13 protein-coding genes are annotated in these 20,120 nt (G+C 73.0%); 8 read left to right on the top strand and 5 right to left on the bottom strand.

All coding sequences use genetic code 11. The annotated features are described in order from the left end of the window. Nucleotides 1-88: 88 nt before the first annotated feature. Nucleotides 89-1,612, top strand: coding sequence for an amino acid permease (locus ABZ719_RS31475; protein WP_366728559.1), 1,524 nt, complete (start codon nt 89-91; stop codon nt 1,610-1,612). A 203-nt stretch (nt 1,613-1,815) separates the two neighbouring features. Here the strand turns inward: ABZ719_RS31475 and ABZ719_RS31470 are convergent, their stop codons facing one another. After that, nucleotides 1,816-2,223, bottom strand: coding sequence for an NTP pyrophosphohydrolase (locus ABZ719_RS31470; protein ID WP_366728570.1), 408 nt, complete (start codon nt 2,221-2,223; stop codon nt 1,816-1,818). Nucleotides 2,224-2,508: 285 nt separating this feature from the next. On the opposite strand from ABZ719_RS31470, the gene ABZ719_RS31465 reads away from it, so the two are divergent. Then, nucleotides 2,509-3,630 carry a hypothetical protein gene (locus tag ABZ719_RS31465; RefSeq protein WP_366728558.1) on the top strand — a complete coding sequence of 374 codons (1,122 nt, stop codon included), beginning with the start codon at nt 2,509-2,511 and terminating at the stop codon, nt 3,628-3,630. 140 nt (nt 3,631-3,770) lie between these two features. Here ABZ719_RS31465 and ABZ719_RS31460 read toward each other — a convergent pair whose 3' ends face one another. Further along, nucleotides 3,771-4,874, bottom strand: a complete 1,104-nt coding sequence (locus ABZ719_RS31460; RefSeq protein ID WP_366728557.1) for an LCP family protein — start codon at nt 4,872-4,874, stop codon at nt 3,771-3,773. Nucleotides 4,875-5,324: 450 nt separating this feature from the next. Between ABZ719_RS31460 and ABZ719_RS31455 the strand changes: the two genes are divergently transcribed. From ABZ719_RS31455 to ABZ719_RS31430, 6 genes are read left to right on the top strand one after another with little or no spacing between them, the layout of a single operon-like run. Further along, the gene (locus ABZ719_RS31455) at nt 5,325-6,953 is read left to right on the top strand and encodes a stealth family protein (RefSeq protein ID WP_366728556.1); all 1,629 of its coding nucleotides are present in this window, start codon (nt 5,325-5,327) and stop codon (nt 6,951-6,953) included. A 15-nt stretch (nt 6,954-6,968) separates the two neighbouring features. Then, nucleotides 6,969-8,597 carry a sugar phosphotransferase gene (locus tag ABZ719_RS31450; RefSeq protein WP_366728555.1) on the top strand — a complete coding sequence of 543 codons (1,629 nt, stop codon included), beginning with the start codon at nt 6,969-6,971 and terminating at the stop codon, nt 8,595-8,597. Continuing rightward, entirely contained in the window at nt 8,594-10,357 is a 1,764-nt protein-coding gene (locus ABZ719_RS31445; protein ID WP_366728554.1) for a stealth family protein, read from the top strand. Before ABZ719_RS31450 ends, ABZ719_RS31445 begins: the two co-directional genes overlap by 4 nt. Then, nucleotides 10,354-12,450 (top strand): glycosyltransferase family 4 protein, encoded by a 2,097-nt coding sequence (locus ABZ719_RS31440; RefSeq protein ID WP_366728553.1) that lies wholly within the window; start codon nt 10,354-10,356, stop codon nt 12,448-12,450. Before ABZ719_RS31445 ends, ABZ719_RS31440 begins: the two co-directional genes overlap by 4 nt. Nucleotides 12,451-12,463: 13 nt before the next feature. Next, nucleotides 12,464-13,858, top strand: a complete 1,395-nt coding sequence (locus ABZ719_RS31435) for a GDSL-type esterase/lipase family protein (RefSeq protein WP_366728552.1) — start codon at nt 12,464-12,466, stop codon at nt 13,856-13,858. A gap of 53 nt (nt 13,859-13,911) precedes the next feature. After that, nucleotides 13,912-14,751 carry an endonuclease/exonuclease/phosphatase family protein gene (locus ABZ719_RS31430; RefSeq protein ID WP_366728551.1) on the top strand — a complete coding sequence of 280 codons (840 nt, stop codon included), beginning with the start codon at nt 13,912-13,914 and terminating at the stop codon, nt 14,749-14,751. Nucleotides 14,752-14,802: 51 nt separating this feature from the next. Here the strand turns inward: ABZ719_RS31430 and ABZ719_RS31425 are convergent, their stop codons facing one another. From ABZ719_RS31425 to ABZ719_RS31415, 3 genes are all read right to left on the bottom strand, one after another. Next, nucleotides 14,803-16,932, bottom strand: coding sequence for a 3-hydroxyacyl-CoA dehydrogenase NAD-binding domain-containing protein (locus tag ABZ719_RS31425; RefSeq protein ID WP_366728550.1), 2,130 nt, complete (start codon nt 16,930-16,932; stop codon nt 14,803-14,805). Continuing rightward, a complete protein-coding gene (locus ABZ719_RS31420; RefSeq protein WP_366728549.1) occupies nt 16,929-18,149 on the bottom strand; it encodes an acetyl-CoA C-acyltransferase in 1,221 nt (406 codons plus the stop codon). Before ABZ719_RS31420 ends, ABZ719_RS31425 begins: the two co-directional genes overlap by 4 nt. A gap of 558 nt (nt 18,150-18,707) precedes the next feature. Further along, a complete protein-coding gene (locus ABZ719_RS31415) occupies nt 18,708-20,003 on the bottom strand; it encodes a ribonuclease D (protein ID WP_366728548.1) in 1,296 nt (431 codons plus the stop codon). Between the last annotated feature and the right edge of the window lie 117 nt (nt 20,004-20,120).

The following is a 20,120-nucleotide window of genomic DNA, read 5'->3' as shown; positions in this document are numbered from 1 at the left end:
TGAACCTGCCAGTGCCGGGGCATACGCATCCCCAGCCCTCTCGATCATGTCGAGCCAGGTCGAGGCGACAAGCGTGGGAGGTAGGCCCGTGACCAGTTCGCTGTTCAGGACGAAGAACGTCGAGCAGTCGATCCAGGACACCGAGGAACCCGAGCACGCGCTGCGGAAGTCCCTGTCCGCCCTCGACCTGACCGTCTTCGGGGTCGGTGTCATCATCGGTACCGGCATCTTCGTCCTCACCGGCACGGCCGCAAGGAACACCGCGGGGCCCGCCGTGGCGCTCTCCTTCGTCGTCGCCGGAGCGGTCTGCGCGCTCGCCGCGCTCTGCTACGCCGAGTTCGCCTCCGCGGTACCGGTCGCCGGATCGGCGTACACCTTCTCCTACGCCTCGCTCGGCGAGTTCCCCGCCTGGATCATCGGCTGGGACCTGGTCCTGGAACTCGCGCTCGGCACGGCTGTGGTGTCCGTCGGCTGGTCCGGCTACATCCACTCGCTGCTCGACAACGCCGGCTGGCACCTGCCCGCCTACCTCGGCGGCCGGGACGGTGCCTCCGGGTTCGGTTTCGACATCCTGGCCGCCGCGCTGGTCCTGGTCCTCACCGCCATCCTCGTCGTCGGCATGAAGCTCTCCGCCCGGGTCACCACGGTGGTCGTCGCCGTCAAGGTGGCCGTGGTGCTCGTGGTGATCATCGCGGGCGCGTTCTTCATCAAGGGCGCCAACTACCACCCGTTCGTCCCCGCGCCGCAGCCGGTGCCCGCCGGCAGCAGCCTCAAGGCCCCGCTCATCCAGCTGATGATCGGCTGGGCGCCCTCGAACTTCGGCGTCATGGGCATCTTCACCGCCGCCTCCGTCGTCTTCTTCGCCTTCATCGGCTTCGACGTGGTCGCCACCGCCGCCGAGGAGACCCGCAACCCGCAGCGCGACGTGCCGCGCGGCATCCTGGGATCCCTGATCATCTGCACCGCGCTGTACGTCGGCGTGTCCATCGTGGTGACCGGCATGCAGAAGTACAGCCTGCTGTCGGTGGACGCGCCGCTCGCCGACGCGTTCAAGTCCACCGGGCACCCCTGGTTCGCCGGGCTGATCAGCTTCGGCGCCGCGGTCGGCCTGACCACGGTGTGCATGATCCTGCTCCTGGGCCAGGCCCGGGTGTTCTTCGCGATGAGCCGCGACGGCCTGCTGCCCCGCTTCTTCTCGCACACCCACCCGCGCTTCCGCACCCCCTACCGTCCGACGATCCTGCTCGGCGTCGTCATCGCCGTCGTGGCGGGCTTCACGAGCCTGAGCGTCCTGGCCGAGCTGGTGAACATCGGCACGCTCTTCGCCTTCGTCGTCGTCGCGATCAGCGTGATCATCCTGCGCAACACCCGCCCCGACCTGCCCCGGTCCTTCCGCACCCCCTGGGTGCCGGTCGTCCCCGTCGTCTCGGTGTGCGCCTCCCTGTGGCTGATGCTCAACCTGCCCGCCGAGACCTGGGTGCGGTTCGCCATCTGGATGGCGATCGGCTTCGTCGTCTACTTCCTCTACGGCCGCTCCCACAGCCGCCTCGCCGCGCGGACCCGCGCGGCGGCGGACCAGCCCTCGGGCACGGGCGAGGGGGGACGGGCTTAGAGCCGCGGACAAGAGGGGAGCGCGAGCAGCTCGCGGCGTCCGGTGCGTGCGAGCGCAAGGCGCCGGAAGGTCCTTGTGGCGGAGCTGTCAGGGCCTTCCGGCAACGCCGCGAGCGTGCGTGCGTGCCGGGCGTCGCGAGCCGGGGCATGCTCCGCCGGACAGGTCCACGGGTCTCCCGTTCAAGACCGGGGCACCCTTTCGGATCAGTCGCGCACCGCCCGCGGCCCGGTGACCCCGGCGCCCCGCTCCTCGACCCGGCGGCGCAGCTCCCGGTCCGCCGTCACCACCAGTACGGGCCGGTCTCCGGCCGACTCGACCAGTTCGACGACCCGGTCGTCGCCGCTGCCGGACGCCGCCTCGACCCGTACCCCGGGAACGGACGTGACGCCCCGTGCGGCGCCCTCGACGACCAGGACGATCTCCACCGGTCCCGGCCACCCGGCGAGCCCCTGCTCCGCGTACGCCACCAGGCGGTCCCGCAGCCGTTCGGCGGCCCCGCGCCGGTCGCGCCACCAGCCGTCGGGCACCGACCCGACGACGTTGGCGCCGTCCACGACCAGCAGCGCCGGCGCGCCGCTCCCGCCGCGCGCCCTCTCCTCGTCGTCCTGCATGTCCTCGCTCCCGTACGGCTCCACGGCCCCAGCCTGCCACGGTCCCGGCGGCCGCACGTGCGGCCCCGACCGCGCCCGGCGCGCCAGAGGCCGACACCGCACACCCCGGCCGCTTTCCCCCGGGGCCGCCCAAGACCCCAGCGGGGCGCCCGCGTCCATCCGGCCGCCATACGACGTTCACCGCGCGCTCGCCTATGATGGGCCAGCTCGGCCGCCCGTACACAGGTTCGGGACAGGCGGATCAGCCGCGCCGAGGTCACGTCAGGGAAGGGGCCAGGTCACCTCATGCGGACCAGATCCGGGCGCGACGCCGCCCGCGGCGGAGCCGACACGGCTGCGGGGCGCGCGAGCGGCGAGCGGCACACCGCCCGGCACACCGTCGGCGGACGCCGGCTCGTGCTGGGCAAGGACGGCAGGCTCACGGCGTACGCCCGCACGGACGACGGGCTTCTGCGCTGGACCGAGCTGCGGCCGGGCGGACCGCAGTGGACGGGCCCGGAGTTCTTCCCGGTGGCGGACCTCAGCGATCTGACGGTCGTCCAGGGGGCCGACAGCTACGTGCACTTCCTGGGGCGGCGCGAGGTGCGCCGCGCGGACGGGCCGCCGGCCGTCGACATCGTCCACGCGATCCAGTACCAGACCGGCCGTCCGGTCACCGAGTGGCGGTCGCTGGGCAACGCTCACCAGGACCGGGAGAAGGGCGCCCGGTTCGGCGCGCCCGCGGGCGCGGTCAGCGGTTCGGGCCGGGTGTACGTCTTCGCGCGCAACGCCGGCGGCGGCGTCATGCTGCGCCGCGAGGCTCCCACCGGGAAGTGGGAGGCCTGGCAGGACCTCAAGGGCAGTCAGGTGCGGGACGGGATGGCCGCGGTCGTCCACGACTCCGGCCGGATCGAACTCTTCGCGGCCGGCGAGGGCATCGCGATGCGCTGGCAGCAGGAGACCCCCGACGGGGACTTCCGGCGCGAGCCGAACGTCCCGCTGCGGGTGGCGCCCGGCACGGTGGCGGTGCTGCCGACCGGGCCGGAACGCGTCACGTACTACTGGGCCGACCCCGACCAGGGCGGTCTGGTCGCGCACCGGCCCGGGCAGTGGGTGATCCCGATCGGCGGCGCCCCGGACGGCGAGCCGGTGAGCGCGCTGCGCGCGGAACTGGACGGCTACGACTGCACGGTGCTGGCCCACCGGGACCTCGACTGGCAGGTCTCCTTCGCCGTGTGCGGCACGGAGAACGAGCAGGCCGGCGTGTGGTGGACACCGACCGGTGAACGCGCGCTGGGCGCACCGGGGCTGGCACTGGACGGGCACGGGCGCGTGGTGGTCGCGGTGATCGACCCGGACGGCAGGCTCAGGGTGGCCCGCCAGGCCGATGCGCCGGGGCTGTCGCTGGGGGCGTGGGTCCGCGTCTGACCCCACGGGCACGGCCGCGGCCGGACACCGCTGCGGCGTCCGGCCGGGTCTCGACGGCGCCCGGGAAACGGCCGCGCACCCGGGCGGCGGCGGGGGCATCGCACGTGCCGTGCCCCCCGCCGCCGCCCGGCCGTCGTCCGTCAGGGCGTCCTGCCGCCCTTGGCGGGCGAGTCCTTGGCCGACTCCGGGATGGTCTCGTCCGTGCGCAGGGCCTTCCACAGCTGCGTGGACTGCGGTTCGGCCGCCACGACGCGGTTGGGGTCCTGGGTGTCGTACTGCACCGGGAGCATGATCGTCTCCATCGTCGCGGGGTCCACGCCCTTCATGCTGCGGCTGAACTCGGCGAGTTTGGTGAGCGAGGAGAGGCCGGAGTCGGTCGTCAGCGACTGGGTGAGCCCGTCGGCCACCTTGTACGCCTTCGTGGGGCTGCCCAGCAGGTCCTGCTTCTTGATCTCCGACAGCAGCGCGATCATGAACTTCTGCTGCAGGCCGATGCGGCCGAGGTCGCTGCCGTCGCCGATGCCGTGCCGGGTGCGGACGAACTGGAGGGACTGCGTGCCGTCCAGCCGGTGGGAGCCCGCGCTCAGGTCCAGGCCGCTGGACTTGTCGTGGATGTCCTGGTCGACGGTGACCGTGACCCCGCCTATCGCGTCGACCAGGCTCTTGAAGCCCGCGAAGTCGATCTCCAGGAAGTGGTCCATCCGCACCCCGGACATCTTCTCTACCGTCTTGACCACACAGGCCGGACCGGCCAGCGAGTACACGGAGTTGAACATCACGCGCTTCGCCGAGGGGAGCGTGGTCCCGTCCGCCTTGGCGCACTCCGGGCGGGTCACCAGGGTGTCGCGCGGGATGCTGACGGCGACGGCCTTGCTGCGGCCCTCCGGTACGTGGATGACCAGCGCGGTGTCGGAACGCGCCCCGGCCACCTTGCCCGTGTCGAGGGAGGCGTTGGCGCCGGCCCGTGAGTCGGAGCCGAGCACCAGGACGTTCTGTCCGGAGGTGGGCAGCTTCTCGGGGCGGTCGTCGCCGAGCGCCCGGTCGATGTCGACACCCTTGATGTTGGAGTTCAGGTCGCTGTAGAGCCAGTAGCCGGTGCCGCCGGCGGCCAGCACCAGCACCACGAGGCCCAGTGCGATCCAGCGCCACACACGCCGCCGGCGGCGCGGCGGCGCGGCGGCACGGCGGCGCGACGGTGCGCGCCTCGATCTGCTGGGGCCCGTCTCCGTGGGCGCCTGCGTCATGCCTCAGTCCTCTCGCTCAGGTGGCTCGATGCCTTGGTCCGTTGTGTGGGGCAGGGCACGAGTGGGGGGAGGGACCGGGCCCGCGCGGCGTCGGGGCGCCGTGGTGTGCCCGAACTATAGACCGAATGCCGGGCCGTACGCGGATCGCTCTTACCCGCCTCACGGTCGCCGGATGTTCCACTCACCGTCAGGCCTACGTGCGGTTTCTGTCATTCGCGTACGAAGTTGACAGAACAACGACAGCTAGTGATGATGTGGTTCACCTGTGAAGGTTAAATTTTTGTGTGAATAGCGTGGCTGTTGTATTCAGGCCACGGGGTGTGTGCGGTCGCGGTTCGAGCCCGGGGGGGCACGAGGGCGGGCGACCGCGAGTACCACCGGCCCGGGCCGGTGGGGGACGAGGGAGGATGGCTGTGATGCTGCGTGTGTCTGCCCGCGAGGGGCGGCGGCGTGACGGCCGTATCTGATCACGTCGCAGGCCGCCTCACCGGTCCGGTCCGGAGCGTTCCCCAGGGACTCCCCGCGCAGCGCGACACCGCGGTCGCCGCCGCGACGACGCTCACCGCGGAACACGGTGACGTCTACGTCGAGCCCGGCCTGACCCCGCTGGCGGCCCGCGAGGCCAACCGCTCCGCACTGTCCGCACTGCTCGCCGCCGCCGGCGTCGCGCACTTCGCCGTCCGCGGCACCGCCGACCACGGCACGGTGCTCGCCGTCGCCGAGGAGGACCGCGAGCGGGTGCTGTCCGTGCTGTTCCGCGGACTGGGGCAGTTCCCGGGCCACCTGAGCGTGGTGGACCCGGACGCGCCCCGCCCGGCCAAGCCCGTCTCCTCGCGCGACCCGAGGGCCTGGCGCGAGGTGCCCGGCGCGCGCGTGCTGCAGATCAGCTGGTACCGCACCGACCCCGGCCGGCACCTGCTGCTCGGACACGAGTACGGCTGCGCCGTCGAGTTCTGGCAGCGCCAGGGCGGCTACCTGGTCGCCCCGCGGGCCAACCGCGCCACCTGGGCGGTCGCCGCCGACGGCGCCGACGTGCTCGGCGCGGCCCGGCTGTTCAGCCGCTTCGTCTCCGACTGGACCCCGGACCGGCTGGCTCCGCCGCTGGTCACCCGCCCGGAGTTCCTGGTCGACTGCGCCGACGACATCAGCTTCCCCGTCGACGCCGTCTACACCTGGGTCGACGGCAACGACCCCGCCTGGCAGCAGCGCAAGGCGCAGGCCAAGGGCGAGGTCTACCACGCCGAGTCGGCGAGCGACGCCCGCTTCATCAGCCGGGACGAACTGCGCTACTCGATCCGCTCGCTGCACCTGTTCGCGCCCTGGATCCGCAACGTCTACGTCGTCACCGACGACCAGGTGCCCGACTGGCTGCGCGAGGACCTGCCCGGCCTGCGCATCGCCACGCACCGCGAGATCTTCCGCAACCCGGCGGACCTGCCGGTGTTCAACTCGCACGCCATCGAGAGCCAGCTGCACCGCATCGAGGGCCTGGCCGAGCACTTCCTGTACTTCAACGACGACATGTTCATGGGCCGCCCGGTGGCGCCGCACGCCTTCTTCACGCCCACCGGCACCGCGCGCTACTTCCCCTCGCGCAACCGCATCCCGCAGGGCCCCGTGGTGCCCACCGACAGCCCCGTCGACGCGGCCTGCAAGAACAACCGGGCGCTCCTCAAGGAACGTTTCGGCAAAGTGATCACGCAGCCCATGGAGCACATCCCCTACGCCCTGCGCCGCTCGGCGATGGAGGAGGCCGAGCGCGACTTCCCCGAGGCCTGGGCGCGCACTTCGGCGAGCAGGTTCCGGGCCATGACCGACCTGTCGCCGACCTCGTCCTTCGTGCTGTACTACGCGGCGCTCACCGGCCGCGCCCAGCCGGGCTCCATGCCCTTCACCTACCTCCAGCTCGCCGTCCCCGACCTCGCCGACCGGCTGCAACGCCTGCTGGACGGACGCGACCAGGACACCTTCTGCCTCAACGACGCGTTCTCGACACCCGAGGACATCGAGGCGCAGCAGGAACTGCTGGACGGATTCCTCAACGCCTACTTCCCCACCCCCAGCCCCTACGAGCGATGAAGCGGAGTTCTTGACGTGCCCGACCCGACGTCGATGAACTCAGCGGTTCACGTCTACAAGCGGCTCGTTCCCCAGCCGGTGCGCTCGGCCGCCGCGACCACCGTCCCGGCCGGCGTGCGCCGTAAGGTCAAGGGGCAGCTCGCCCGCACCCTGCGCCGCCGCGAGGCCCGGCTGCACCGCCGGGCCCTGCGCCAGGTCCGCCGGGCCCGGCTCGGCGGATCCGAACGCCGGGCCACCGCCCCCGACGGGCGGATCGGCCATGTGCACACCGGCCTCACCGCCGACCTCGCCCGCCGCTTCGACCACGACCTGGTCACCCAGGCCCTGGACGTCGCCGAGATCCCCTGGTTCGCGGTGCCCGCGCTCGACGACCGCCGGATCTGCCTCGCCGTCGACCAGCGCGACAAGGGCGCCGTGCGCCGCGTCCTGCGCGCCCTGCTGGAGGAGCACACCGGGTACGTCGTCTCCGTCTCACCCGCCAAGAGCGACACCCAGGACGTCCCCGGCAGCCATGTGAAGGCCTGGAAGCACTACGCCAAGGCCCGGGTGATCCGCCTGACCTGGCTGCGCACCGACCCCACCGAGAACCTCTGGGTCGGCGAGGAGCAGGGCATCGAGATCGAGTTCTGGACCGTCAACACCAGCCTGCCCACGGAACGCCTCATCGGCCCGCGCCCCAACCGGGTCCAGCGCGCCGTGCCCAGCGACACCCCCGGCGTCGAGATCGGACTCGACCGGCTCTCCGGCTACTGCGACATCGACGGCGACCTCGAACCCACCGTCACCCTGGAGACGTTCGACGTCGTCCGGCTGGAGGAGATCGGCTTCCCCGTCGACGCCGTCCTGCTGTGGCAGCACCCCACCCCCTGGGGCGAGGAACTGCTGCGCGCCGCGCTGCGCTCCGTGCACCAGTACGCCCCCTGGGTGGACGTCGTCCACGTGGTCGCCGAAGCCGAACCCCCGGCCTGGCTGCGGGCCGGCGAACGCCTCACCGTGCTGCGCGCCCGCCCCGGCTCCGAGTGGCAGCTCCACCAACTGCCCGACCTCGCCGAGCACTTCCTGCTGCTGCGCCCCGGCGCCCTCCTCGGCCGCCCGGTGCGGCCCTTCGACCACTTCACCCCCAGCGGCCAGACCCGGCCCCGGCGCGGCCCCTGGAACGCCCAGGAGTCCTTCGCGCCCTGGTCGCGGACCGCCTACTCGGCCACCGGCCGGATCACCGCCCACGGCTACGCGCACGGCCCCCAGCCGCACCGCGTCGAGACGTTCGCCCGGCTGGCCGAGGGGACGCACACCCCCCTCGACCTGCCCGACACCCAGTACGCGCCCACCGTGCCCGGCACCCACCCGCTGGACGGCCTCGCCCACCACGTCGCCCACGTCGGCGCCCTCGCCGACCCCTCCGGGGAGGCGTCCGTGGCCCTGCACGCCGCCCTGCCCGGCATCGGCAGCCGCCTCGAACGGCTCCTCGTACGCCGCGACACCCAGCAGATCCACCTCTTCGGCCTCGGCACCGACGAGGCCCGGGCCCGCGGCGGCACCGAGGCGGCCGTCCGCTTCCTGCACCGCTACTTCCCCGTGCCCAGCGTCTTCGAGCAGGACGGTGCCCAGACCCCCGCGGCCGGCGAGGCGGTCGGCCGGCCGTGAGCGTGGGCAACCCCGAGGCATCCGCCGCGGTCGGGGCGTACCGGGCCCTGATCCCGGCAGGCCTCAGAGGCCGGATCGCGCGCCGCGTCCCCGCGCGGCTGCGCACCCTGCTGAAGCACGTGCTGCGCCGCCTGCACGCCTTCGGCGCGGGCGCCCGGCTGCTGCGCGCGGTGCGGGCCCGCCGCCGCTGGCCCCACCTGTTCGCCGACGGCGAACGGCTCGCCGCCCTCGCCGGAGCCGGCGCCCGCATCGCCCTGGTGCGCCCCACCGTCTCGCCGCTCGGCCTGCGCGAGGCCAACCTCGAACTCGTCGCCACCGCCCTGGAGGAAGCGGGCGTCGACCACTTCGCGATCCGCGGCGCCAGTGACTACCGCTCCTGCCTCGCCGTCGCCGCCGGCGACCGCGAACGGGTCACCGACGTCCTCGCCCGCCTGGCCGGGCAGAGCCCCGTCTACCTGCGCGCCTGCCGCGGCGAAGCCGCCCAGGGCCGGGCCGTGCTGTGCGGGACCCGGGCCGCCCGCCGCCTGGCCCGGGAGGCGGACGTCCTGCGCATCGGCATGATCTGGAGCGACCCGGCCGGCTCCCTGGTCCTGGGCCTGGAGTACGGCTGCGACCTGGAGTTCTGGCAGCCGCGCGACGGACGCCTCGTCGCGCCCCGCCCCAACCGGGTCACCGAGGACGTCGCCCTCGACGAGCCCCGCGTCACCCTCCCGGTCAGCGCACTGACCGGGTTCGCCGCCCTGCACACCCGCCGCACCCGCCAGGTGCGCAGCATCCGGCCCTGCGCCGAACCGCTGCCCGAGGACGTCCGCTTCCCCGTCGACGTCGTCTACACCTGGGTCGACGGCAACGACCCCGCCTGGCAGCAGCGGCGCGCCGCGTTCGGCCCCGGCGGCTACCACACCGAGTCCGCCAACGCGGCCCGCTACATCAGCCGCGACGAACTGCGCTACTCCCTGCGCGCCCTGGAACAGAACGCCCCCTGGGTCCGCCACGTCTACCTCGTCACCGACCGCCAGCGCCCGGCCTGGCTCACCGACAGCCACCCGCGGCTCACCGTCGTCGACCACAGCGAGATCTTCGACGACCCGGCCGCGCTGCCCACCTTCAACTCGCACGCCATCGAGAGCCGCCTGCACCACATCGACGGCCTGGCCGAGCACTTCCTGTACTTCAACGACGACATGTTCCTCGGGCGGCCCGTCACCCCGCAGGACTTCTTCCTCTCCAACGGCATGACCCGCACCTTCTTCTCGCCCTCCCAGGTGCCCCGCTGGGACCTCACCCCCGGCGACCGCCCCGTCGACGCGGCCGGCAAGAACAACCGGCGGCTGCTGATGGAGCGCTTCGGCACCGCCCTGGTGCAGAAACTGCGCCACGCCCCCTACGCCCTGCGCCGCAGCGTGCTCCAGGAGATCGAGCAGGAGTACGCCGACGAGCACCTGCGCACCACCTACAGCCGGTTCCGCAGCGCCACCGACATCTCCATCCCGTCCTCGCTGTACCACTACTACGCGTACCTGACCGGACGGGCCGTGCCCTCCCAGATCGCCTTCGCCTACCTCGACCTCGCCCGGCCCGAGATCCAGCGCAGGCTCGGCATCCTGCTGGCCCGCCGCGACCGGCAGGCGTTCTGCATCAACGACACCCTCTCCGACGGGCACGACACCGCCCGCCAGACCACCATGCTCAGCGCGTTCCTGCGGGCCTACTACCCCGTGCCGAGTCCCTTCGAGCGCAAGGAGCGCGAGGTCCGGTGAAGATCTCCTTCCTGATCAACAACATCTACGGCATCGGCGGCACCAACCGCACCGTCATCAACCTCGCCGAGGCGCTCTCCGTCCACCACGACGTCGAGATCGTCTCCGTCTTCCGGCGCACCACCGCCACCAAGTTCGAGATCTCCCCGCGCATCACCGTCCGCGCCCTGGTGGACCTCAGACCCGGCGGCGCCGACCGCGGCGCGGCGGGCAGCGACCAGCCCAGCGAGGTGGTGCCGCGCCAGGAGGAGTTCTACGCCCAGTACAGCAAGTTCACCGACGCACGGATCATCCGCGAACTGGAGAAGACCTCCGCGGACGTCGTCGTCGGCACCCGCCCGAGCCTCAACCTCTTCGTCGCCGCCCACACCCGCGACGGAGCGCTGCGCGTCGCCCAGGAGCACATGACGCACCTCGCCATCCCCCCGGCGGTGCGCGCCGAGATGGCCCGCGTCTACCCGCGCCTGGACGCCATCACCACCGTCACCGAGGCCGACGCCCGCTCCTTCCAGGAGCACACCCCGATCCCCGGCATCCCGGTGACCGGCATCCCCAACAGCGTCCCCGAGCCCGCCGTCACCCCCTCCGACGGCACCCGGAAGATCGTCGTCAGCGCCGGCCGCATGCACCACATCAAGCGCTACGACCTGCTGATCCGCGCCTTCGCCGCCCTCGCCGAGGACTTCCCCGACTGGCAGCTGCGCATCTACGGCGACGGCGGCGAGGCAGCGAAACTGCGCGCCCTGGTCACCGAACTCGGCCTCAACGGCCGCGCCCTGCTCATGGGCGGCTTCTCACCCATCGAGTCCGAGTGGGCCAAGGGCTCCGTCGCCGCCGTCACCTCCAGCGCCGAGTCCTTCGGCATGACCCTCGTGGAGGCCATGCGCTGCGGACTGCCCGTGGTCTCCACCGACTGCCCCGTCGGCCCCCGCGAGATCCTGCGGGACGGCGAGGACGGCTTCCTCGTCCCCACCGGCGAGGTGGACGGCATCGCCTGGGGCCTGCGCCGCCTGATGGCCGACGAGTCCCTGCGCCGCACCATGGGCGCCGCCGCGCTGCGCAACGCGGCCCGCTACGACCCGGCGGCCGTCGCCGACCGCTACCTGGAGCTGTTCGCGGACGCCGCCCGCCGCCGCGCCGCCGCCGAACGCGGCTACCGGCCCCCGGCAGGACCCCGCAAGGGCGGCGCCGACCGGCTCACCGTGCCGCCGGCCACCCTCGGCTCCGCCACCGTCGACGTCACCGCCGACGACGCCGGCTGGCTCCGGCTCTCCGCCGAAGGCCCCGGGGAGGGCCGCAGACGCTGGCAGTTCGTGCTGCGCCACAAGCCCTCCGACGGCCAGGCGCGCCCCGAGATGCCGCTGCGCACCTCCCGCACCGCCCTCGACAACGGCGGCACCCGCTACAGCGCCGTCATCACCCCGGCCGCCCTGGACGAACTCGGCGACGGACGCTGGCAGGTGACCATGCGCAGCGCCAAGTCGCAGGCCGTGCACATGAAGGCCGGGCTGCGCGACACCCGCGCCCTCATCGACGCCCGCGCCCGGCTGGTCACCCGCCCGCCCGCCGCCCGCGTCGTCTGGAACCTCCCCTACGCCCAGCCCAACGGACGGCTGATGCTGCGCACCGTGCTGCGCGAGCAGCACGCCGAGTGCACCGCCGTCGAGGTCGGTGACTCGGGCATCACCGTGCGGGGCGTGCTGTGCGGGGGAGCCCGGATCGAACCCGGCGCCCTGTTCGTCGTCAGCCGGCGCGGCCCGCACGGCCAGAACGTCACCGTGCCCGTGGAGACACTGGGCCGCCATGCGTTCCGCGCCCGGGTGCCGGTGCGCACGGTGGTCGACCGCCGGCTGGCGCGCTGGGAGGACTGGGACTGGTGGCTCCAGCCGGATCCCGCCGACCGCCGCAAGGTGCGCGTGTGCCACCTGCTGGAGGACTTCCCCGACGTGAAGGGCGCCTACGCCTACCCGTCCCTGCCGCTGGTCGGCGACGAACCCTCCGACTACGCCGTGGTCCACCCGGCCCGCCCCGTGTGGGTGCGGCCCTACTGCTCGGCCTCCGGGGCCATGGCCATGAACGTGGTCGACCGATAGGGATGGATGAGACGTGAACCGAACGATATTCGTGCTGGGGGACTCCGTCCCCGCTCCCCGCACGGAGGACGAGGCCCCCATGGCGGGCTGGGGCCAGAAGATCGAGGAGCTCCTCACCGGCCCCGTCGAGGTCGCCAACTACGCGCGCAGCGCCATGACGACGCGCAAGTACTTCACCGAACGCTTCCCGGCGATGCTCAACCGCATGAGGCGCGGTGACATCGTGCTGATCGGCTTCGGCTGCGTCGACCACATGATCCACAACGGCACCCGTTACGTGCCCGTCCCCGAGTACCAGGAACTGCTGCGGCTGTTCGTGACGTACGTCCACCAGGAGGGCGGCGTCCCGGTCCTGGTCACCCCGATGGCCCGGTACGCGTTCTCCGCCACCGGCGAGGTGCTCAACACCGTCGGCGACCACCCCCGCGCCATGCGGGAGACCGCCGAACGGCTCGGCGCGCCGCTGCTCGACCTCAACGCGCGCACGACGCAGCTGTGGGCCGAGATCGGCCCGATGCGCCTGCGCCGCTACTTCAGCTGGGTGGACGCCGGGGAACACCCATTGCACCCCGACGGCTCCATCGACTCGACCCACCTGAACCACGCGGGCGCCTTCGAGGTGGCCCGCATCGTGGTGGCCGGGCTGTGCAACCTCGGGGTGCTCGACAAGGCCGACGTGAACGTCGACCGGCTCATGGAACCGCCGGTGATGCCCCCGGTGTCGGGCGAGTTCACCGTCCAGGCGCCCGATGCGGCCCTGTACGCCCAGCCCGTGGGCGAGGCCCCCACGATCACCAAGCCGGCTCCGGGCGCCCTGGCGGGACCCATGGTCAAGCTGACCGGCGCGGCCCCGCCCGGCACCCACTACCTGCTCTTCTTCGAACAGGGCCAGTACCTCGGCGGCACCGGTGTCGGCGGCGCCGGGCAGTGGACCTGGCGCCGCTCGGTGAACTGGACGGCGGGCGACCATGTCGTGCAGTGCGTCGCCCTGCGGGCCGACGGCTGCTCGCCGGTGCTGGAACGCCGCTTCACCGTGCTGACCGAGGTTCCGCCGCCTCTGTTCAACGCGCCGGCCGAGGGCGCCTTCGCGGGGCCGCGGCCCCGCTTCTCCGGGACGGTCCAGCCGGGCGTGACGAAGATCGTCCTCATGGAGGGGGACGTGCTGATCGGCGCGACCGGCGTGAACGAGAACGGCGAGTGGTCCTTCACCCACGCCCACTCCTGGCGCCCCGGCGCGCACACCGTGCGGGCGATCGCGCTGTTCGGCGCGGCCGAGTCCGTGCCCGCCCCGCGCACCTTCAAGGTCGTCGGCATCCCCGAGGACAGCCCCGTGCGGGCACTGGGCGCCTCCCGCCACGCCTGCGCGGACGCCGTGTGCGAACACCGGCCGTTCGCCGGGGACTGGTGAGGGCGGCTGCTCGGCCCGAGCGCGGCGGCCGGGTCGCCGGCAGGCTGCCGGGCGTGCGGCGGACGGCCGCCTCGGCGGCGGCAGCCGTCCTGCTCGCGCTGCCCCTGGCGGGCTGCGGCCGCACGGCGCACCCGGCGCCGGGACCGGAGACGGTCCGCGTCCTGCAGTACAACCTGTGCGGAGCCGCCGCCGGATGCCGCTGGAACGCGGGCGGGTCCGGACCCGGCACGTCCGTGGCACGGCTGGTGCGCGAGGTGGTGCGGCGGAACCCGGACCTGGTCACCGTCAACGAGATCTGCCTGACGCAGTACACCCGGCTCAGGCGGCTGCTGGCCGGCTCGGGCCGGCGCATGGACGGCACCTACGCCTCCTCCCAGGACAACGTGCCGGCCTGCGGCCCCACCGGCCGGTTCGGCTCCGCCGTGCTCAGCCGCGGGAACGTGCCCGACGGCCGACGCGACTACCACCCCTTCACGCACACCGGCGGCGAGACCTACACCAACGCCGGCCGCACCGTGCCCGTGCGCCGGGGGCTGCTGTGCGCGCACACCCGCCTCGGCGGGCAGCCGCTCGTGGCCTGCACCGCCCACACCTCCAGCGCGGCCCCCGAACAGATCCGGGAGATCAGGGACCGCACGGCCGGCTTCCCCGCCACCCTGCCCGTGGTGTTCGCCGGGGACCTCAACCTGCCGCCTGGCGCACCCGTCCTGTCCCTGCTGCGGGCCCGGTTCGCCGAGGCCGGCGGGGACCGGCCCACGGCGGGCGGCCGGAAGATCGACTACGTCTTCGCGGACCGCCGCCACTTCACCGCCGCCGGCGGGGCGGTGCGCGGCGGTCCGGAGTCCGACCACGCGCTGCTGGAGGGCGAGTTCACCCGCCGGGGCCGTACCTGACGACGGAGGGCCCCCGCCGCGGCGGGGGCCCTCCTCACACGTCTTCGCGCGTCACGCCGGGACCGACGCCACGCCCGGCGCCAGGAACCGCTTGCCGTTGACGCGCTCGCTGACACCCTCACGGTCCAGGTACGGCGTGACGCCGCCCAGGTGGAAGGGCCAGCCCGCGCCGGTGATCAGGCACAGGTCGACGTCCTGGGCCTCGGCGACGACGCCCTCCGCCAGCATGAGCCCGATCTCCTGCGCGACCGCGTCGAGCACCCGCTCCCGGACCTGCTCCTCGGTCAGGACCACGTCGCCCTGCTTGAGCAGCGCGGCGACCTCCGGGTCCAGCTCCGGCTTGCCGCTGTCGTAGACGTAGAAGCCGCGCTTGCCGGCCTCGACGACCGCCTTGAGGTTCGGGGAGACCGTGAAGCGGTCCGGGAACGCCCTGTTGAGGGTCTGAGAGACGTGCAGCCCGATCGCCGGGCCGACCAGCTCCAGCAGGACCAGCGGGGACATCGGCAGACCCAGCGGCTCGACCGCCTTCTCGGCGACCTCGACGGGGGTGCCCTCGTCGATGACGTTCTGGATCTCGCCCATGAAGCGGGTCAGGATGCGGTTCACGACGAACGCCGGGGCGTCCTTGACCAGCACGGCGGTCTTCTTCAGCTTCCTGGCCACCGCGAACGCGGTCGCCAGCGACGCGTCGTCGGTCTTCTCGCCGCGGACGATCTCCAGCAGCGGCAGGACCGCGACCGGGTTGAAGAAGTGGAAGCCGACGACCCGCTCCGGGTGCTTCAGCTTCGACGCCATCTCCGACACCGACAGGGAGGAGGTGTTGGTGGCGAGGATCGCGTGCGCCGGGGCGACCGCCTCGACCTCCGCGAACACCTGCTGCTTGACGCCCATCTCCTCGAACACGGCCTCGATGACGAAGTCCGCGTCCGCGAAGCCCTCGGCCTTGTCCAGGACCCCGGTGACCAGCGTCTTGAGACGGTTGGCCTTGTCCTGGTTGATCCGGCCCTTGCCCAGCAGCTTCTCGATCTCGGCGTGGACGTAGCCCACGCCCTTGTCGATGCGCTCCTGGTCGATGTCCGTGAGGACGACCGGCACCTCGAGGCGGCGCAGGAACAGCAGGGCGAGCTGGGAGGCCATCAGGCCCGCGCCGACCACGCCGACCTTCGTCACCGGGCGGGCCAGGTTCTTGTCCGGGGCGCCCGCGGGACGCTTGCCGCGCTTCTGCACCAGGTTGAACGAGTAGATCCCGGCGCGCAGTTCGCCGCCCATGATCAGGTCCGCCAGGGCCTGGTCCTCGGCGTCGTAACCCGCCTGGAGGTCGCCGTCCTTGGCGGCGGCGATGATGTCCAGGGCGCGGTAGGCGGCCGGAGCCGCGCCGTGCACCTTGGAGTCGGCGATGAACCGGCCGCGCGCGACGGCCTGGTCCCAGCCCTCGCCCCGGTCGACCGCCGGACGCTCCACGGCGATCTCGCCCTTGAGGACGGACGCCGTCCAGATCAGCGACTGCTCCAGGAAGTCCGCGCCCTCGAACAGCGCGTCCGCGATGCCGAGTTCGTAGACCTGCTTGCCCTTGAGCTGCCGGTTCTGGTTGAGCGAGTTCTCGATGATGACCGTCACGGCGTTGTCCGCGCCGATCAGGTTCGGCAGCAGCGTGCAGCCGCCCCAGCCGGGGACGAGGCCGAGGAAGACCTCGGGCAGCGAGAACGCCGGGAGGGCCGCGGACACCGTGCGGTAGGTGCAGTGCAGGCCGACCTCGACGCCGCCGCCCATCGCCGCGCCGTTGTAGTACGCGAAGGTGGGCACGGCGAGCTTCGCGAGCCGCTTGAAGACCTCGTGGCCGCCCTTGCCGATGGCCAGCGCGTGGTCGTGCTGCTTGAGCAGCTCCACGCCCTTGAGGTCGGCGCCGACCGCGAAGATGAACGGCTTGCCGGTGATGCCGACGCCGACGATCCCGCCGTCCGCGGCCTCCTTCTCGACCTGGTCGATCGCGGTGTTCAGGTTCGCGAGCGAGGCCGGTCCGAAGGTGGTCGGCTTGGTGTGGTCCAGGCCGTTGTCCAGGGTGATGAGCGCGAAGCGCCCGGCGCCCAGCGGCAGGTCGAAGTGGCGCACGTGCGCCTGCGTGACGACCTCGTCCGGGAACAGCTCGGCCGCGCCCTTCAGGAGTTCAGCGGTGGTGCTCACTTGTCGCCTCCGTCGAAGTGCGGGTTCTCCCAGATGACCGTCGCGCCCATGCCGAAGCCGACGCACATGGTGGTCAGGCCGTAGCGGACGTGCGGCTGCTCCTCGAACTGGCGGGCCAGCTGCGTCATCAGCCGGACACCGGAGGAGGCCAGCGGGTGACCGAAGGCGATGGCGCCGCCGTACTGGTTGACGCGCTCGTCGTCGTCCGCGATGCCGTAGTGGTCGAGGAAGGCCAGCACCTGGACGGCGAAGGCCTCGTTGATCTCGAACAGGCCGATGTCGGAGATGGACAGCCCGGCCTTGGCCAGCGCCTTCTCCGTCGCCGGGATCGGGCCGTAGCCCATGACCTCGGGCTCCACGCCCGCGAAGGCGTAGGAGACCAGGCGCATCTTGACCGGCAGGCCGTTCTCGCGGGCGAACTCCTCGCTCGCGATGACGGAGGCGGTGGCGCCGTCGTTCAGACCGGCCGCGTTGCCCGCGGTGACCCGGCCGTGCACCCGGAACGGCGTCTTGAGGCCGGCCAGGTTCTCCAGCGTGGTGCCCGGGCGCATCGGCTCGTCCGCGGTGACCAGGCCCCAGCCCGTCTCGCCGCCCTCGGGGGTGGTGCGGCGCACGGAGATCGGGACCAGGTCGGCCTGGATCTTTCCGTTCGCGTAGGCCTTGGCGGCCTTCTCCTGGGAGCGCACCGCGTACTCGTCGGCGCGCAGCTTGGTGATCTGCGGGTAGCGGTCGTGCAGGTTTTCCGCGGTCATGCCCATGAACAGGGCGGACTCGTCGACCAGCTTCTCGCTGACGAAGCGCGGGTTGGGGTCGACGCCCTCGCCCATCGGGTGGCGGCCCATGTGCTCGACACCGCCCGCGATGGCGACGTCGTACGCGCCGAAGGCGACGGAGCCGGCCACCGTGGTCACGGCGGTCAGCGCGCCCGCGCACATGCGGTCGATCGAGTAGCCGGGAACCGTGGTGGGCAGACCCGCGAGGATGCCGGCCGTGCGGCCGATGGTCAGGCCCTGGTCGCCGATCTGCGTGGTCGCGGCGATGGCGACCTCGTCGACCTTCTTCGGGTCGAGGCCGGGATTGCGGCGCAGCAGCTCCCGGATCGCCTTCACGACGAGGTCGTCGGCGCGGGTCTCGTGGTAGATGCCCTTCGGGCCCGCCTTGCCGAACGGGGTGCGGACGCCGTCGACGAAGACGACGTCCCTGACGGTACGAGGCACGATGGCTCTCCTCCAGGGTGCGGGATGGCACTGCTGCGACGCGCAGCGCTGAGCGCGCGCTCAGCGCTCATGCTACTCGCGGGTAATGTGACTGCCCAGTCCCCCCGCCCCAAGCGGCGAACGTCACACCGAAAGGGGTGCCCGACGAACGACACCGGAGGCGCCCCGAGCGGGCGCGGGGAACTGGGAAAGGGACCCAGGGAACAACGCCCCGCAAGGGGCGCGGGGAACTGCGCGAGCAACCCCGAGGCACCGCCACGCGCCCCACGGCCCGGGCCGCTACGGCGCTGGCGGTGTTCCCGGGCGAAGCCACGGGCCCTGGACGGCCATCGCAGCCGCCCGGAAAGGGACGCGGGGAACGCCGCCCCGCCAGGGGCGCGGGGAACTGCGCGAGCAACCCCCACGCACCGGCACCCGCCCCACGGCCCAAGCCCCTACGGCGACCAAGCCCCTACGGCGACCCGGCCCCTACGGCGACCAGGCCCCCACGGCGCCCAGGCCCCCACGAGCCCGCCCGGCGGGGCCACGCGCACCCCACCCCGCAGCCGCCGCAGGCACCTACGCTCCGTCGCCGCCGCTTCCCAGCGCCGCGACCAGGACCGGCGTCACCAGCTCGACCTGCCACGGCCGCGCCCCGTATCCCGCGAGGGCCGCGCCGACGGCCTCGCCGTCGGCCGGCTTCGGCGGCTCCCAGCACAGCCGCCGCACCGCGTCCGGCGCCACCAGGTTCTCCTGGGGCAGACCGAGCTGCTCGGCGAGTTTGGAGACCGCCGCGCGGGCCGCGGAGAGCCGTGCGGCCGCCGCCGGGTCCTTGTCGGCCCACGCCCGCGGCGGCGGGGGGCCGGTCACGGTCTGACCCTGCTGCGGCAGCGCCGACTCGGGCAGCGCCCTGGCCCGGTCCACCGCGGCCTGCCACTGCTCCAGCTGGCGCCGCCCCATCCGGTGCCCGAAGCCGGTCAGCGCGGCGAGGGCGTGCACGTTGGCCGGCACGGCGAGCGCGGCCTGGACGATGGCGGCGTCCGAGAGCACCTTGCCCGGCGACACGTCGCGGCGCTGTGCTGTCCGGTCCCGGGTCTGCCACAGCTCCCGTACGACGGCGAGCTGCCGCCTGCGCCGCACCTTGTGCATGCCGGAGGTGCGCCGCCAGGGGTCCTTGCGGGGCTCGGGCGGCGGCGCGGAGGCGATGGCGTCGAACTCCTGCAGGGCCCACTCCAGCTTGCCCTGCCGGTCCAGCTCCTTCTCCAGGGCGTCGCGCAGGTCGACGAGGAGTTCCACGTCGAGGGCGGCGTAACGCAGCCAGGGTTCGGGCAGCGGCCGGGTGGACCAGTCGACGGCGGAGTGGCCCTTCTCCAGGACGAAACCGAGCACGTTCTCGACCATGGCGCCCAGGCCCACGCGCGGGAAACCGGCGAGGCGGCCGGCCAGCTCGGTGTCGAACAGCCGGGTCGGGACCATGCCTATCTCGCGCAGGCACGGCAGGTCCTGCGTCGCCGCGTGCAGCACCCACTCCACGCCGGTCAGCGCCTCGCCGAGGCCGGACAGGTCGGGACAGCCGACGGGGTCGATCAGCGCCGTCCCCGCGCCCTGGCGGCGCAGCTGCACCAGGTAGGCGCGCTGCCCGTAGCGGTAGCCGGAGGCGCGCTCGGCGTCGACGGCGACGGGACCGGAGCCGGCGGCGAAGGCGGCGACCACCTCCGCCAGCGCCCCGGGATCGGCGATCACGGGCGGAATGCCCTCGCGCGGTTCGAGCAACGGGATCGGCGCCCCCGTGTCAGAAGTTCCGCCGTCGTCCGGAGGGGCGCCTCCGGTGGTGCGCAGTGGGCTGTCTGCTGCGGTTTCTTGGGCGTCGGTCACCTGTCAAGGGTATCGGTGGATGGACGGCGCCCGCCCCCCGCACGATAAGGTGGCCGGGGCGCGGGGTGGGGTAGACGGCTAGGGGGGGGTCCAGGTGCTGCTGCAGGACGTCAGGGG

It is taken from the genome of Streptomyces sp. NPDC006743, from assembly GCF_040703815.1.
In the GTDB taxonomy this organism is placed as follows: domain Bacteria; phylum Actinomycetota; class Actinomycetes; order Streptomycetales; family Streptomycetaceae; genus Streptomyces.
Note: the sequence above shows the minus strand (reverse complement) of the source record. Positions and strands in the feature narration are given on the sequence as shown.